Raw genomic sequence first — 16205 nt, 5'->3', positions numbered from 1 at the left:
ACCTCGTCGCAGTGCCGCGCCGCCGGCGTCGGCACGGCCAAGGCTTGCAAGCGACGACACAGCCCCTCATTCTTAAGGGCCTTTTGGCTACCGCACACCCCCATGGACCCTTCTCCTAGTACCAGCATCGCCACCTATTTCGCCGATGCCGGCCTGATCCTCTTCGCGCTTTTCCTCGTCCTGCTCAATGGCTTCTTCGTCGCCGCCGAGTTCGCCATGGTCAAGCTCCGCGCCACCCGCGTGGAAACCATCGCCAAGCAGCACGGCTGGCGCGGCGCCATCCTGCGCAAGGTTCACAACCAGCTGGACGCCTACCTGTCCGCCTGCCAGCTGGGCATCACCCTGGCCTCCCTGGGCCTGGGCTGGGTCGGCGAGCCGGCCTTCGCCGAACTCCTGGAACCGCTGCTGGCGATGATCGGCGTGCACTCCGACGAACTGATCCGCGGTATCTCCTTCTTCACCGCGTTCTTCATCATTTCCTACCTGCACATCGTGGTCGGCGAGCTGGCGCCCAAGTCCTGGGCGATCCGCAAGCCGGAACTGCTGTCGCTGTGGACGGCGGTGCCGCTGTACCTCTTCTACTGGCTGATGTACCCGGCGATCTGGCTGCTCAACGCCAGCGCCAACGCCATCCTCAAGATCGCCGGCCAGGGCGAGCCCGGCCCGCACCACGAGCATCACTACAGCCGCGACGAACTGAAGCTGATCCTCCACTCCAGCCGCGCCCAGGACCCCAGCGACCAGGGCATGCGCGTGCTGGCCTCGGCGGTGGAGCTGGGCGAGCTGGAGGTGGTCGACTGGGCCAACTCCCGCGAAGACCTGGTCTACCTCGAGCACGATGCGCCGCTGGCGGACATCCTCGCGGTGATCCGCCGCCACAAGTACAGCCGCTACCCGGTCTGGGACAGCCACAAGGGCGAGTTCATCGGCCTGCTGCACATCAAGGACCTGCTGCTGGCACTGTCCGCCCTGGACAGCCTGCCGGAGACCTTCGACCTCGACGAACTGGTGCGCCCGCTGGAGATCGTCACCAAGCACACCCCGCTGTCGCGCCTGCTGGAGCAGTTCCGCAAGGGCGGCGCGCACTTCGCCGTGGTGGAAGAGGCCGATCACAAGGTGGTCGGCTTCCTGACCATGGAGGACGTGCTGGAAGTGCTGGTCGGCGACATCCAGGACGAGCACCGCAAGACCGAGCGCGGCATCCTCGCCTACCAGCCGGGCAAGCTGCTGGTGCGCGGCGACACACCGCTGTTCAAGCTCGAGCGCCTGCTCGGCATCGACCTCGATCATGTCGAGGCGGACACTCTCGCCGGGCTGGTCTACGACACCCTGAAGCGGGTGCCGGAGGAAGAGGAAGTCCTCGACACCGAGGGCCTGCGGATCATCGTGAAGAAGATGCGCGGTCCGAAGATCGTCCTGGCCAAGGTGGTCAAGCTCGACTGAGACGAGCCGGCGCCGCCACGGCGCCGGTGACTTTTCAAGGCTCGCGGACGATAGCGAAGTTCGGCAGGCTGTCGACCGGCTGGGCGAAGTCGTAGGGAATCGACTCCAGCGCCAGGCCGACGTTGCGCTGGATCACGAAGTGCAGGTGCGGCCCGCTGCTGTTGCCGGTGTTGCCGGAGCGCGCCAGCGGCGTGCCGACCTGGACCCGCTGGCCCTCGGCGACCAGTACCGAATGGCGCATCAGGTGCAGGTAGACGCCCATGGTGCCGTCGTCGTGCAGGATGCGGACGAAGTTGCCCGAGGGATTGTTGCCGCGCCCGCTCTGGTTGTTCTCGATCTTCACCACGGTGCCGCCGCGGGCAGCGATGATCGGCGTGCCCTCGGGCATGGCGATGTCCATCGCGTAGCGGCCCTTGGGGGTGAAGTGGCTGTACTTGCCATTGGCGCCCTGGGACAGGCGGAACGGCCCGCCGCGCCAGGGCAGCGGATAGCGATAGAGCAGCGGCTGCTGGCGCGGGTCGCCGAGCGCGTAACGCAGCTTCGGGGTGTAGCTCATCGGCTTGCCGGCCTTGCGCGGCGCCAGGGTCGCCAGGCGCACCTGGCTGCGCGCCGGGACCACCCAGCGAATCGGCCCGTCGGGCACCCCAACGGCATTGCGCGGGTTGCGGATCCGCAACTCGACCTCGACCGGCGCGTAGAGGTCGTTGCGCACCTGCAGGGTCTCGCCACCCGCGTGCTTCTTCGTCTCCAGCTTCACTTCCCGTTCCAGGTGCTCGACCATCCGGTCGCGGAAGACGAACACCTGCGCCCCGGCCACGGCGCGGTCGGAGTAGGTCACCACGCCATTGGCGTCGGTGTACTTGTAGATGGTCAGGGCCGCAGCCGGAGCTGCCGCGGCGAACAGGCCACAGAGAAGGAGAAGGCGCCCTAGCATGACTGCACGGATCGTGTCGTTCTGGTTATCCCGAATCGGCAAGACTAGCAGCGCTTTATTGCCAGGGCGAGACGACAGCGAGCGGGCTGTGAACGGATCGTCGGGAAAAAACCGCTCAGGCGCCGGGAACGTAGTGCTTCTGGGTACTTCCGCGGGCGATCAGGCGCGACAGGTAGTCGAGCTTCTGCGGGTCGCGGTCGACGAAACGCAGGGTCAACAGCAGCCAATCGCTATCCGGCTTCGGCTCCAGCGCGGCGATGGCGTGCAGGTAGCCGTTCAGGCGCGCCACGTCGCTGTTTTCCTCGAGGTCCAGCACCGCGCTTTCCAGCACCTGCGGCAACGGGTCGGCGCGCTTCACCACCAGTTGCGCTTCCTTCAGACTGACCGCCTTGATCACGCAGGGCATGCTGCTCTGCGGCAGGCGCAATTGCGCCTGCCCCAGCGGGTTGCCGCTGCCGGCGGGACGCGCGCTGGCCTGGGGAGCCGAAGCCGGCTTCGGCGCGGGGGCCGGTTTTGCCGGACTGGCGGCGGGCTTGATCACCTCGGCGCGACCACCGGTCAGGGCGGCCAGCGAATCGTTGGCCATGCCGCTGGCGATCTCCCGGCGCGGCGCGTGGGCCGCCAGGGCTTCCAGCTTGCCGCTGCGGCTCAGGGCCTTCTTGATCTTGGCCACCAGTTGGTCATTGGAGAATGGCTTGCCGATGTAGTCCGACACCCCGGCCTGGATCGCCTGGACCACGTTCTCCTTGTCGCCGCGACTGGTGACCATGATGAACGGGGTAGTCTTGAGGTTTTCCTGGGCACGGCACCAGGTCAGCAGTTCGAGGCCGGACATCTCCGGCATCTCCCAATCGCAGAGGATCAGGTCGACGTTCTGCCGACTGAGCAGTTGCTGGGCCTTGCGGCCGTTCACGGCCTCCTCGATATGAAGGCCGGGGAAGTTGTCGCGCAACCCTTTCTTCATCAGATCTCGGATGAAGGGGGCGTCATCCACCACTAGCGCGCTGACTTTGCTCATCGACTTCTCCTGGACAGGTCCGCCTAGGATAGCCTCCCCTGCTGGCAGGATGCCAAGCCTTGCTGCAGTCGCGCGAAGAAACAAGGCTCCAGGTCAAGGGAGCCTTGCCTGCGGAAGATCACTCGCCGCGGTTGTTCTCGACCTCTTCCTTCATGCGGGTCAGGCCGATGTGGCGAACGTCGGTGCCGCGAACCAGGTAGATCACCAGCTCGGCGATGTTGCGCGCATGGTCGCCGATGCGCTCCAGCGAGCGCAGGGCCCAGATGATGTTGAGCACGCGGGATATCGCCCGCGGGTCTTCCATCATGTAGGTGACCAGTTCGCGTAGGGCGGTCTTGTACTCGCGATCGACGGTCTTGTCGTACTGCGCCACGGACAGCGCCAGGTCGGCATCGAAGCGGGCGAAGGCATCCAGTGCCTCCTGCACCATCTTCTGTACCTGGCTGCCGATGTGCCGAACCTCGACGTAGCCGCGCGGCGACTCGCCTTCCTCGCACAGCTGGATGGCGCGGCGGGCGACCTTGGAGGCCTCGTCGCCGATCCGCTCGAGGTCGATCACCGACTTCGAGATGCTGATGATCAGGCGCAGGTCGGAGGCCGCCGGCTGGCGCCGGGCGAGGATACGCACGCACTCCTCGTCGATGTTGCGCTCCATCTGGTTGATCTGGTCGTCGATCTCGCGGACCTGCTGCGCGAGGCCGGAGTCGGCGTCGATCAGCGCGTTGACCGCGTCGTTGACCTGCTTTTCCACCAGCCCGCCCATGGCCAGGAGGTGGCTGCGCACATCCTCCAGCTCGGCGTTGAACTGCTGGGAGATGTGATGGGTGAGACTGTCTTTGTTGATCATGTGGGGAATCCTTCTGGAGCCGCTGCGACCGGTGACATCAACGAGCTACGGAGAGCGCCGGAGGCAGCGGTATCGCCGCGCCTCCGGACGCGCCGCTAGCCGTAGCGGCCGGTGATGTAGTCTTCGGTCTGCTTCTTCGCCGGGTTGGTGAACAGCGTATCGGTGTCGCCGAACTCGATCAGCTTGCCCATGTACATGAACGCCGTATAGTCGGAAACCCGCGCGGCCTGCTGCATGTTGTGGGTAACGATGACGATGGTGAACTTCGACTTCAACTCGTAGATCAGCTCTTCGATCTTCAGCGTGGAGATCGGGTCCAGCGCCGAGCACGGCTCGTCGAGCAGCAGCACTTCCGGTTCCACCGCGATGGTCCGGGCGATCACCAGGCGCTGCTGCTGGCCGCCGGACAGGCCGAGGGCGGACTCGTGCAGGCGATCCTTCACCTCCTCCCACAGCGCAGCCCCCTTCAGCGCCCACTCGACGGCCTCGTCAAGTACGCGCTTCTTGTTGATGCCCTGGATACGCAGGCCGTAGACCACGTTCTCGTAGATGCTCTTGGGGAACGGGTTGGGCTTCTGGAACACCATGCCGACGCGACGGCGCAGCTCGGCGACGTCGACGCCCTTGGCGAAGATGTTGTGGCCATCGAGGCGAATCTCGCCTTCGACGCGGCAGCCATCCACCAGGTCGTTCATCCGGTTGAAGCAGCGCAGCAGGGTCGACTTGCCGCAGCCGGACGGGCCGATGAAGGCGGTCACGCGCTGCTTCGGAATGTTCATCCGGACGTCGAAAAGGGCCTGCTTGGCGCCGTAGAACAGGTTCAGCCCGGGCACTTCCAGTTCGACACTTTCGGAAGCCAGGTCGAGGCTCTGGCGGTCGCGGCCGAGCGCATCGAAGTTGATGCCGTGGCTGGCGGTCTCGTTTTGCATGGGAAGCTCCCTCAATCAGTTTTCCAGGGCCTTGTACTTCTCGCGCAGGCGATTGCGGATCGCGATGGCGGAGAAGTTCAGCAGGGCGATCACCACGACCAGCAGCAACGCCGTAGCGTATACCAGCGGCCGTGCGGCCTCGACGTTGGGGCTCTGGAAACCGACGTCGTAGATATGGAAACCGAGGTGCATGATCTTCTGGTCGAGATGCACGTACGGATAGTTACCGTCGACCGGCAGCGACGGTGCCAGTTTCACCACGCCGACCAGCATCAGCGGCGCCACTTCGCCGGCGGCACGGGCCACGGCGAGGATCAGGCCGGTCATCATCGCCGGGCTGGCCATCGGCAGGACGATCTTCCACAGCGTTTCCGCCTTGGTCGCGCCGAGCGCCAGGGAGCCTTCGCGGACCGCGCGCGGAATCCGCGCCAGGCCTTCCTCGGTGGCGACGATCACCACCGGCACGGCGAGGATCGCCAGGGTCAGCGAGGCCCAGAACAGCCCGGGGGTACCGAAGGTCGGCGCCGGCAGGGCCTCGGGGAAGAACAGCCGGTCGATGGAACCGCCCAGCACGTAGACGAAGAAACCCAGGCCGAACACGCCGTAGACGATCGCCGGTACGCCGGCGAGGTTGTTCACGGCGATGCGGATCACCCGGGTCAGCGGCCCCTGCTTGGCGTACTCGCGCAGGTAGACCGCAGCGATCACGCCGAACGGGGTGACGATCAGCGCCATCACCAGGGTCATCATCACGGTGCCGAAGATCGCCGGGAAGATACCGCCCTCGGTATTGGCCTCGCGCGGATCGTCGCTGAGGAACTCCCAGAGCTTCTTGAAGTACACCGTCATCTTGGTGCCCAGGCCCATGGCGTTGGGCTGGTAGGCATGCACCAGCTTGCCAAGGGTGATTTCGCTCTCGCGGCCGCTGGCGTCGCGCATTACCACGCTGTCGCGGTTGAACTCCTGGTGCAGGCCGTTGAGCTGCTCTTCCAGGACCTTGTAGCGCGCCTGCAACTCGCTGCGCTCGGCGGCCAGGTCGGCCTGGGCGGCGGCGTCCAGCTTGCCGTCCAACTGCAACTTGCGCTCTTTCAGGCGCAGGCGCTCGAGACCGTGGTTGATCCCGCCGATGTCGCCCTTCTCCAGCTTGTAGAGCTTGGCGTAGAGGTCATCCACCCGCTGCATGCGCTTCTGCAGTTCGCCTACCGCGGCGTCGCCTTCGGCGACCACCTGGCCGTTCTCCTTGACGCTCAGCAGGTAGCCGTAGAAGTTGCCCCACTCGCGGCGTTCGAGAACCATCAGCGCTTCGGGACGCTTGATGTCCTGCAGCCACTCGCCGACGACCCAGGAGAAATCGCTGCCGTAAAGCTCGCGGTTGCCCAGCTTGAGCAGCTCGCGGGTCATGAATTCGGGGCCGGCCTCCGGGACCGGCATGCCGGCGCTGCGCAGGCGCGCGCGCGGCACTTCCTCGGCCTGGACCACCTCGCCGATCACGGTCTTGGCGGCTTCGCCAGGGATCTGGTAAGTCGCCTCGATGACGTTCGCCGGCCAGAAGTGGCCGAGGCCGCGTACCGCGATCACCGCCAGCAGGCCGATGGTCATGATCACCGCGATCGACACCGCGCCGGCGTTCATCCACACCCAGGGCGAGCCGCTGCCGAACCAGGCTTTGACGGTTTCCTGTTTCTGTTTCACAGAGCTATACCTCCGCCGCTTACAACGACGCGTATTTCTTGCGCAGACGCTGACGGATCAGCTCTGCCAGGGTGTTCATCACGAAGGTGAACGTCAGCAGTACCAGCGCCGAGAGGAACAGCACGCGGTAGTGGCTGCCGCCGACCTCCGACTCGGGCATCTCCACCGCGACGTTGGCCGCCAGGGTGCGCATCCCCTCGAAGATATTCACTTCCATCACCGGGGTATTGCCGGTCGCCATCAGCACGATCATGGTCTCGCCGACGGCGCGGCCCATGCCGATCATCAGCGCCGAGAAGATGCCTGGACTGGCGGTCAGGATCACCACGCGGGTCAGCGTCTGCCAGGGCGTGGCGCCCAGGGCCAGGGAGCCGTAGGTGAGGCTGCGCGGCACGCTGAAGATAGCGTCCTCGGCGATCGAGAAGATATTCGGGATCACCGCGAAGCCCATTGCCAGCCCGACGATCAGGGCATTGCGCTGGTCGTAGGTGATGCCCAGGTCGTGGCTCAGCCAGAGGCGCATGTCGCCGCCGAAGAAGGTGGTCTCCAGGTGCGGGCTCAGCCACAGGGCGAAGGCGCCGACGGCAAGCACCACCGGGATCAGCAGCGCGGCTTCCCAGCCGGCCGGCAGGCTCAGACGGATACGCTCGGGCAGGCAGCTCCAGAGCAGGCCGGCAAGAAGGATGCCCAGCGGCGTCAGCAACAGCAGGCTGAACACACCCGGCAGGTGGCCTTCGACGTAGGGCGCCAGGAACAGGCCGGCGAAGAAGCCGAGGATCACCGTCGGCAGCGCTTCCATCAGCTCGATCACCGGCTTGACCTTGCGGCGCATCGCCGGAGCCATGAAATAGGCGGTGTAGACGGCGGCCGCGATGGCCAGCGGAGCTGCCAGGATCATCGCGTAGAAGGCGGCCTTGAGCGTGCCGAAGGTCAGCGGCGAGAGGCTCAGCTTCGGTTCGAAGTCGGTGGTCGCGGCGGTGGACTGCCAGACGTAGGCCGGCTTGTCGTAGCTCTCGTACCAGACCTTGCCCCAGAGCGCGCTCCAGGAGATTTCCGGGTGCGGGTTGCTCAGGGCGAAGCGGTGGATCTTGCCACCCTGCTCCAGCAGCAGGCGGTTGGCCCGCGGCGACAGGGTGATGACCCCGGAAGAGTCGGCGACCGGCTGGACCAGCAGGGTACGGTGCGCGGTGCTGTGGAAGACGCCGAGGTTGCCCTTCTCGTCCAGGGCGATGAAGCCCTTGCGCCGTTGTTCCGGAGCGATGGCGCTGATCGGCGCGCCATCCAGATTGAAGTCGCGAACGTGCGACAGGCGCGGTTCGCCGTCGGTATCGCGAGCCATGAACCACTGGGCGATGCCACCCTTGGAGTCGCCCACCAGCAGCGAGATGCCGCCCAGCAGCTGGGTGCTCGCGGTGACCTCGGCGTTGGGGTCTTCCAGCAGCTTGTAGCGACCGTTCAACTGGCGGCTGTGCAGGTCGAACACATCGGCGGTGGCACGTCCGTTGATCACGTACAGCCACTGCTTGCGCGGGTCGAGGTAGATGGCTTTCACCGGTTCGGCGATCTGCGGGAGTTCGATGCGCTCCTCGTCCAGCGTGCTTTCGCCGGTCAGCATGTTCTCTTCCCGAGTCATGCTCAACAGCAGCAGTTGCTTGTCGACGGAGCCAGCCAGCAGCAGGCTGTCGTCGCCGGCATTGATGCTCACATGCTCCAGCGGGCGGCCCTGCAGATCGAGACCGATCGGGGTCTCGCCGTAGGGGAAGGCGATCTCCGGGGTGATGGTCTTCTTGTTGTCCGGGTAGGTGACCTTGTAGGTGTGCTGGAACACCAGCACCTGTCCGTTGGACAGGCCCAGGGCGACCGTCGGGCTGCCCGGCTGGTCCTGGGCGATCGAGCGGATCTCGCTGCCCGCCGGAAGCGGCAGAGCGACACGCTTCAGTTCGACACCGGTCTTGGCGTTGAAGAAGAGAATCTCGCCCTGGCCGCCGACGCGCATGGCCACCTGGTTCTGCTCCTCGATGCTGAGCAGCAGGGGCACCTGCGCCTGCTGCATCCAGGCCGGAGTCAGCGCTTCGCGGGTCTCCAGGTCGGCGCCGCGGAACAGGGGGAGCACGACGTAGGCCAGGTAGAAGAAGATCAGGGTGATCGCCGCCAGCACGGCCAGGCCGCCGACCAGCACGTACCAGCGGGTCAGGCGGTCCTTGAGGGCACGGATGCGGCGCTTGCGTTGCAGGGCTGGCGTATTGAAGTCAATCCGCTCGGGAGCAAGGGAGGAGTTCATCGGGGAGTTGGCCATGTCGTTCATGGGGTGACACCCTAAAGGCTCTGTATGACAGACAGATGACAGCAACATGACGCAACAAAGCCCGCCAGCAGAGCCTCGCTGGCGGGAAAGGCCGGCGGATCCTAGCGCCCGCCGGCAGAGCCTTCATGCCTGGACGGCCCATCGCTGGGCCATCCGCTCAAGTCACTGGATTACAGGCCCAGTTCCTTGATCGCCTTCTCGGCCACCTTGGCCGGCAGCGGGATGTAGCCGTCCTTGACCACGACCTGCTGGCCGGTCTTGGACAGAACCAGCTTGAGGAACTGAGCCTCCAGCGGGTCCAGCGGCTTGTTCGGCGCCTTGTTCACGTAGACGTAGAGGAAGCGCGACAGCGGATAGGTGCCGTTCAGGGCGTTCTGCTCGTTGTCCTCGACGAAGGCAGCGCCTTCCTTCTTGGCCAGGGCCACGGTCTTCACGCTGGCGGTCTTGTAGCCGATACCGGAGTAGCCGATGCCGTTCAGCGACTGGCTGACCGACTGCACCACGGAAGCCGAACCCGGCTGCTCGTTGACGTTCGGACGGAAGTCGCCTTTGCACAGGGCTTCTTCCTTGAAGTAGCCGTAGGTGCCGGAAACCGAGTTGCGGCCGAACAGTTGCACCGGCTTCTTCGCCCAGTCACCGGTCAGGCCCAGGTCGCCCCAGGTCTTCACGTCCTGCTTGCTGCCACACAGGCGGGTAGCGGAGAAGATCGCATCGACCTGCTGCATGGTCAGGCCTTTGATCGGGTTGTCCTTGTGCACGAAGATCGCCAGGGCGTCGACAGCGACCGGGACGGCGGTCGGCTTATAGCCGTACTTCTGCTCGAAAGCCTGCAGCTCGACGTCCTTCATCTTGCGGCTCATCGGGCCCAGGTTGGCGGTGCCTTCGGTCAGGGCCGGCGGCGCGGTGGAAGAACCGGCAGCCTGGATCTGGATGTTCACGTTCGGATAGAGGCGCTTGTACTCCTCGGCCCACATGGTCATCAGGTTGGCCAGAGTGTCGGAGCCGACGCTCGACAGGTTGCCCGACACACCGCTGGCTTTCTGATATTCCGGCAGCGCCGGGTCGATCGCGGCTACCGCGGAAGCGGCGCCTACGCCTGCGGCGACGAACGTCAGGGCCGCCATCAAACGCTTGAGTTTCATGCCTTGCTCCTTGGACAGGATGGGGTTGGATGGAACGGGGGCCAGTATCGTCAGGCCGCATGAAGACTCTATGAAAGGAATGTGACAGTTGGATGAAATGCCATCAGCCTTCCGACATTTTTCCGCAAGCCTTGGGAGAAGCCCTGCCACACCCCTAAAAGCCTGGAAACACAAGGGCTCCAGCCTTTCACGGAGGGGCCGGGGAGGCCCTCTGGAGCGCGTTTTCGATCCGCCTGGGGGAGGTAGCCGTCCATCCGTTTCATGCAGGATGGGTAGTTTCCAGGGCAATTGTGACAGTCGCCGCCGGCATTCGCAGTCGAGAAAAGAAGCGAGGAAGCACGCCTTTTTCCGCGCGCAAAAGCAAAACCCCTGGTCATCGCTGACCAGGGGTTTTGGGATAGGAGCTTGACGATGACCTACTCTCACATGGGGAGACCCCACACTACCATCGGCGATGCGTCGTTTCACTTCTGAGTTCGGGAAGGGATCAGGTGGTTCCAACGCTCTATGATCGTCAAGCAATTCGGTTGGATATCCGTTCGCTTGGGCTTACGTCTATCCGGATTCAGGTATGTGATTTCAAGGTGTTTTGCGGTTCATGCGAACTTTCGGTTCGTCGACTTCACCTTACAACACACAATCGTCAGATTGTTTGGGTGTTATATGGTCAAGCCTCACGGGCAATTAGTACTGGTTAGCTCAACGCCTCACAACGCTTACACACCCAGCCTATCAACGTCGTAGTCTTCGACGGCCCTTCAGGGGAATCAAGTTCCCAGTGAGATCTCATCTTGAGGCAAGTTTCCCGCTTAGATGCTTTCAGCGGTTATCTTTTCCGAACATAGCTACCCGGCAATGCCACTGGCGTGACAACCGGAACACCAGAGGTTCGTCCACTCCGGTCCTCTCGTACTAGGAGCAGCCCCTCTCAAATCTCAAACGTCCACGGCAGATAGGGACCGAACTGTCTCACGACGTTCTAAACCCAGCTCGCGTACCACTTTAAATGGCGAACAGCCATACCCTTGGGACCGGCTTCAGCCCCAGGATGTGATGAGCCGACATCGAGGTGCCAAACACCGCCGTCGATATGAACTCTTGGGCGGTATCAGCCTGTTATCCCCGGAGTACCTTTTATCCGTTGAGCGATGGCCCTTCCATACAGAACCACCGGATCACTAAGACCTACTTTCGTACCTGCTCGACGTGTCTGTCTCGCAGTCAAGCGCGCTTTTGCCTTTATACTCTGCGACCGATTTCCGACCGGTCTGAGCGCACCTTCGTACTCCTCCGTTACTCTTTAGGAGGAGACCGCCCCAGTCAAACTGCCCACCATACACTGTCCTCGATCCGGATTACGGACCAGAGTTAGAACCTCAAGCATGCCAGGGTGGTATTTCAAGGATGGCTCCACGCGAACTGGCGTCCACGCTTCAAAGCCTCCCACCTATCCTACACAAGCAGGCTCAAAGTCCAGTGCAAAGCTACAGTAAAGGTTCACGGGGTCTTTCCGTCTAGCCGCGGATACACTGCATCTTCACAGCGATTTCAATTTCACTGAGTCTCGGGTGGAGACAGCGCCGCCATCGTTACGCCATTCGTGCAGGTCGGAACTTACCCGACAAGGAATTTCGCTACCTTAGGACCGTTATAGTTACGGCCGCCGTTTACCGGGGCTTCGATCAAGAGCTTCGCTTGCGCTAACCCCATCAATTAACCTTCCGGCACCGGGCAGGCGTCACACCCTATACGTCCACTTTCGTGTTTGCAGAGTGCTGTGTTTTTAATAAACAGTCGCAGCGGCCTGGTATCTTCGACCAGCCAGAGCTTACGGAGTAAATCCTTCACCCTAGCCGGCGCACCTTCTCCCGAAGTTACGGTGCCATTTTGCCTAGTTCCTTCACCCGAGTTCTCTCAAGCGCCTTGGTATTCTCTACCCGACCACCTGTGTCGGTTTGGGGTACGGTTCCTGGTTACCTGAAGCTTAGAAGCTTTTCTTGGAAGCATGGCATCAACCACTTCGTCATCTAAAAGACGACTCGTCATCAGCTCTCGGCCTTGAAACCCCGGATTTACCTAAGATTTCAGCCTACCACCTTAAACTTGGACAACCAACGCCAAGCTGGCCTAGCCTTCTCCGTCCCTCCATCGCAGTAACCAGAAGTACAGGAATATTAACCTGTTTCCCATCGACTACGCTTTTCAGCCTCGCCTTAGGAACCGACTAACCCTGCGTCGATTAACGTTGCGCAGGAACCCTTGGTCTTTCGGCGTGGGTGTTTTTCACACCCATTGTCGTTACTCATGTCAGCATTCGCACTTCTGATACCTCCAGCAAGCTTCTCAACTCACCTTCACAGGCTTACAGAACGCTCCTCTACCGCGTCACTTACGTGACACCCGCAGCTTCGGTGTGTGGTTTGAGCCCCGTTACATCTTCCGCGCAGGCCGACTCGACTAGTGAGCTATTACGCTTTCTTTAAAGGATGGCTGCTTCTAAGCCAACCTCCTAGCTGTCTAAGCCTTCCCACATCGTTTACCACTTAACCACAACTTTGGGACCTTAGCTGGCGGTCTGGGTTGTTTCCCTTTTCACGACGGACGTTAGCACCCGCCGTGTGTCTCCCATGCTCGGCACTTCTGGGTATTCGGAGTTTGCATCGGTTTGGTAAGTCGGGATGACCCCCTAGCCGAAACAGTGCTCTACCCCCCAGAGTGATACATGAGGCGCTACCTAAATAGCTTTCGAGGAGAACCAGCTATCTCCGAGCTTGATTAGCCTTTCACTCCGATCCACAAGTCATCCCCTACCTTTTCAACGGGAGTGGGTTCGGTCCTCCAGTCAGTGTTACCTAACCTTCAACCTGCTCATGGATAGATCGCCCGGTTTCGGGTCTATACCCAGCGACTAAACGCCCTATTAAGACTCGCTTTCGCTACGCCTACCCTATACGGTTAAGCTTGCCACTGAATATAAGTCGCTGACCCATTATACAAAAGGTACGCAGTCACCTAACAAGTAGGCTCCCACTGCTTGTACGCATACGGTTTCAGGTTCTATTTCACTCCCCTCTCCGGGGTTCTTTTCGCCTTTCCCTCACGGTACTGGTTCACTATCGGTCAGTCAGTAGTATTTAGCCTTGGAGGATGGTCCCCCCATGTTCAGACAAAGTTTCTCGTGCTCCGTCCTACTCGATTTCACTTCAAAGATCCTTTCGCGTACGGGGCTATCACCCACTATGGCCGCACTTTCCAGAGCGTTCCGCTAAAATCAATGAAGCTTAAGGGCTAATCCCCGTTCGCTCGCCACTACTAAGGGAATCTCGGTTGATTTCTTTTCCTCAGGGTACTTAGATGTTTCAGTTCCCCTGGTTCGCCTCTTGCACCTATGGATTCAGTACAAGATACCTAGGTTATCCTAGGTGGGTTCCCCCATTCAGAGATCTCCGGATCAAAGTCTGTTTGCCGACTCCCCGAAGCTTTTCGCAGGCTACCACGTCTTTCATCGCCTCTGACTGCCAAGGCATCCACCGTATGCGCTTCTTCACTTGACCATATAACCCCAAGCAATCTGGTTATACTGTGAAGACGACATTCGCCGAAAATTCGCGCTTGAACTCGCAAATTTTACCTTGACTTGAATGATCACCAGTGAAAGAGATCATTCAGTCTTACTTCTATCACATACCCGAATTTTTAAAGAACAGTTCTGGTGCAAAGACCAGAAATCAATGTTCATCTACGAACATTCATTTCTGAGCTTTCGACGATTGTTTTAGATGGTGGAGCCAAGGAGGATCGAACTCCTGACCTCCTGCGTGCAAAGCAGGCGCTCTCCCAGCTGAGCTATGGCCCCGTATCGGATCACGCAGCACACCAACAATTGGTGGGTCTGGGCAGATTCGAACTGCCGACCTCACCCTTATCAGGGGTGCGCTCTAACCAACTGAGCTACAGACCCAATCGTCTAACCAGTGAATCAAGCAATTCGTGTGGGAGCTTATGAAGAAGCTGAGATCTTCGATTAAGGAGGTGATCCAGCCGCAGGTTCCCCTACGGCTACCTTGTTACGACTTCACCCCAGTCATGAATCACTCCGTGGTAACCGTCCCCCTTGCGGTTAGACTAGCTACTTCTGGAGCAACCCACTCCCATGGTGTGACGGGCGGTGTGTACAAGGCCCGGGAACGTATTCACCGTGACATTCTGATTCACGATTACTAGCGATTCCGACTTCACGCAGTCGAGTTGCAGACTGCGATCCGGACTACGATCGGTTTTATGGGATTAGCTCCACCTCGCGGCTTGGCAACCCTTTGTACCGACCATTGTAGCACGTGTGTAGCCCTGGCCGTAAGGGCCATGATGACTTGACGTCATCCCCACCTTCCTCCGGTTTGTCACCGGCAGTCTCCTTAGAGTGCCCACCCGAGGTGCTGGTAACTAAGGACAAGGGTTGCGCTCGTTACGGGACTTAACCCAACATCTCACGACACGAGCTGACGACAGCCATGCAGCACCTGTGTCTGAGTTCCCGAAGGCACCAATCCATCTCTGGAAAGTTCTCAGCATGTCAAGGCCAGGTAAGGTTCTTCGCGTTGCTTCGAATTAAACCACATGCTCCACCGCTTGTGCGGGCCCCCGTCAATTCATTTGAGTTTTAACCTTGCGGCCGTACTCCCCAGGCGGTCGACTTATCGCGTTAGCTGCGCCACTAAGATCTCAAGGATCCCAACGGCTAGTCGACATCGTTTACGGCGTGGACTACCAGGGTATCTAATCCTGTTTGCTCCCCACGCTTTCGCACCTCAGTGTCAGTATCAGTCCAGGTGGTCGCCTTCGCCACTGGTGTTCCTTCCTATATCTACGCATTTCACCGCTACACAGGAAATTCCACCACCCTCTACCGTACTCTAGCTCAGTAGTTTTGGATGCAGTTCCCAGGTTGAGCCCGGGGATTTCACATCCAACTTGCTGAACCACCTACGCGCGCTTTACGCCCAGTAATTCCGATTAACGCTTGCACCCTTCGTATTACCGCGGCTGCTGGCACGAAGTTAGCCGGTGCTTATTCTGTTGGTAACGTCAAAACAGCAAGGTATTAACTTACTGCCCTTCCTCCCAACTTAAAGTGCTTTACAATCCGAAGACCTTCTTCACACACGCGGCATGGCTGGATCAGGCTTTCGCCCATTGTCCAATATTCCCCACTGCTGCCTCCCGTAGGAGTCTGGACCGTGTCTCAGTTCCAGTGTGACTGATCATCCTCTCAGACCAGTTACGGATCGTCGCCTTGGTAGGCCTTTACCCCACCAACTAGCTAATCCGACCTAGGCTCATCTGATAGCGTGAGGTCCGAAGATCCCCCACTTTCTCCCTCAGGACGTATGCGGTATTAGCGCCCGTTTCCGGACGTTATCCCCCACTACCAGGCAGATTCCTAGGCATTACTCACCCGTCCGCCGCTGAATCCAGGAGCAAGCTCCCTTCATCCGCTCGACTTGCATGTGTTAGGCCTGCCGCCAGCGTTCAATCTGAGCCATGATCAAACTCTTCAGTTCAATACTGCTTGGGTTTTGAGAAAACCCTAAACTTGGCTCAGCAATCGCATTCTCTTAAAAAGAGATAAAACTCTCGAATTCACGAGTGTTACTTGCGTTGCTGATAATCTTGCGATCACCAGTCTTACATCACAAGCACCCACACGAATTGCTTGATTCGACTTGTTAAAGAGCAGTTGGTCAAGGCTTTCGTCTCAACCGAGGCCGCGCATTCTACAGCAACCTCTCGTTCCGTCAAGCGTTATTTTCGAAAATTTTCTTTTCTACTCAACCGCTTGCGCCGACCTTCAAACCATCTTCCGATCAGCGGGAGGCGCATTCTACAGCGTTCAAA

Annotated in this window: 8 protein-coding genes, 2 tRNA genes and 3 rRNA genes; 1 reads left to right on the top strand and 12 read right to left on the bottom strand. The window is 60.7% G+C overall.

Annotated features, from left to right (window positions below):
- The first annotated feature begins 102 nt into the window (after nucleotides 1-102).
- Entirely contained in the window at nucleotides 103-1443 is a 1341-nt protein-coding gene (locus HMPREF1224_RS28485; protein ID WP_003096655.1) for a hemolysin family protein, read from the top strand.
- A gap of 34 nt (nucleotides 1444-1477) precedes the next feature.
- Here the strand turns inward: HMPREF1224_RS28485 and HMPREF1224_RS28480 are convergent, their stop codons facing one another.
- The 12 genes from HMPREF1224_RS28480 to HMPREF1224_RS28425 all read right to left on the bottom strand — a co-directional run bounded on the left by HMPREF1224_RS28480 (nucleotide 1478) and on the right by HMPREF1224_RS28425 (nucleotide 15871).
- The gene (locus HMPREF1224_RS28480; protein ID WP_003096656.1) at nucleotides 1478-2377 is read right to left on the bottom strand and encodes a peptidoglycan DD-metalloendopeptidase family protein; all 900 of its coding nucleotides are present in this window, start codon (nucleotides 2375-2377) and stop codon (nucleotides 1478-1480) included.
- A gap of 115 nt (nucleotides 2378-2492) precedes the next feature.
- Nucleotides 2493-3395 (bottom strand): response regulator, encoded by a 903-nt coding sequence (locus HMPREF1224_RS28475; RefSeq protein ID WP_003096657.1) that lies wholly within the window; start codon nucleotides 3393-3395, stop codon nucleotides 2493-2495.
- A gap of 118 nt (nucleotides 3396-3513) precedes the next feature.
- Complete coding sequence (gene phoU / locus HMPREF1224_RS28470) at nucleotides 3514-4242, bottom strand: phosphate signaling complex protein PhoU (protein WP_003096661.1); 729 nt, start codon at nucleotides 4240-4242, stop codon at nucleotides 3514-3516.
- Between the two features lie 95 nt (nucleotides 4243-4337).
- A complete protein-coding gene (gene pstB, locus HMPREF1224_RS28465; protein WP_003096663.1) occupies nucleotides 4338-5171 on the bottom strand; it encodes a phosphate ABC transporter ATP-binding protein PstB in 834 nt (277 codons plus the stop codon).
- A gap of 15 nt (nucleotides 5172-5186) precedes the next feature.
- A complete protein-coding gene (gene pstA / locus HMPREF1224_RS28460) occupies nucleotides 5187-6863 on the bottom strand; it encodes a phosphate ABC transporter permease PstA (protein WP_003096667.1) in 1677 nt (558 codons plus the stop codon).
- A gap of 19 nt (nucleotides 6864-6882) precedes the next feature.
- Entirely contained in the window at nucleotides 6883-8916 is a 2034-nt protein-coding gene (locus HMPREF1224_RS28455) for an ABC transporter permease subunit (RefSeq protein WP_078451233.1), read from the bottom strand.
- Between the two features lie 422 nt (nucleotides 8917-9338).
- Nucleotides 9339-10310 (bottom strand): phosphate ABC transporter substrate-binding protein PstS, encoded by a 972-nt coding sequence (pstS, locus tag HMPREF1224_RS28450; RefSeq protein WP_003096673.1) that lies wholly within the window; start codon nucleotides 10308-10310, stop codon nucleotides 9339-9341.
- A gap of 403 nt (nucleotides 10311-10713) precedes the next feature.
- A 5S ribosomal RNA gene (gene rrf / locus HMPREF1224_RS28445) occupies nucleotides 10714-10829 on the bottom strand.
- Nucleotides 10830-10973: 144 nt separating this feature from the next.
- A 23S ribosomal RNA gene (locus HMPREF1224_RS28440) occupies nucleotides 10974-13864 on the bottom strand.
- Nucleotides 13865-14090: 226 nt separating this feature from the next.
- Nucleotides 14091-14166 (bottom strand) — tRNA-Ala (locus HMPREF1224_RS28435).
- 28 nt (nucleotides 14167-14194) lie between these two features.
- Nucleotides 14195-14271, bottom strand: a tRNA-Ile gene (locus HMPREF1224_RS28430).
- Nucleotides 14272-14335: 64 nt separating this feature from the next.
- Nucleotides 14336-15871: ribosomal RNA gene (locus HMPREF1224_RS28425) — 16S ribosomal RNA — on the bottom strand.
- Together the 16S, 23S and 5S rRNA genes with 2 tRNA genes alongside form the textbook arrangement of a ribosomal RNA operon.
- Nucleotides 15872-16205: the final 334 nt, after the last annotated feature.

Source organism: Pseudomonas sp. P179, assembly GCF_000478485.2.
Taxonomy (GTDB): Bacteria; Pseudomonadota; Gammaproteobacteria; order Pseudomonadales; family Pseudomonadaceae; genus Pseudomonas; species Pseudomonas aeruginosa.
This window is presented reverse-complemented; position numbering and strand designations above follow the sequence as displayed.

Excerpts from the sequence above, each read along its gene's own strand:
- HMPREF1224_RS28475 (WP_003096657.1), bottom strand. The coding sequence starts at position 3,395 with ATGAGCAAAGTCAGCGCGCTAGTGGTGGATGACGCCCCCTTCATCCGA.
- HMPREF1224_RS28485 (WP_003096655.1), top strand. The coding sequence starts at position 103 with ATGGACCCTTCTCCTAGTACCAGCATCGCCACCTATTTCGCCGATGCC.
- HMPREF1224_RS28480 (WP_003096656.1), bottom strand. The coding sequence starts at position 2,377 with ATGCTAGGGCGCCTTCTCCTTCTCTGTGGCCTGTTCGCCGCGGCAGCT.
- phoU (WP_003096661.1), bottom strand. The coding sequence starts at position 4,242 with ATGATCAACAAAGACAGTCTCACCCATCACATCTCCCAGCAGTTCAAC.
- pstS (WP_003096673.1), bottom strand. The coding sequence starts at position 10,310 with ATGAAACTCAAGCGTTTGATGGCGGCCCTGACGTTCGTCGCCGCAGGC.
- HMPREF1224_RS28455 (WP_078451233.1), bottom strand. The coding sequence starts at position 8,916 with ATGCAGCAGGCGCAGGTGCCCCTGCTGCTCAGCATCGAGGAGCAGAAC.
- pstB (WP_003096663.1), bottom strand. The coding sequence starts at position 5,171 with ATGCAAAACGAGACCGCCAGCCACGGCATCAACTTCGATGCGCTCGGC.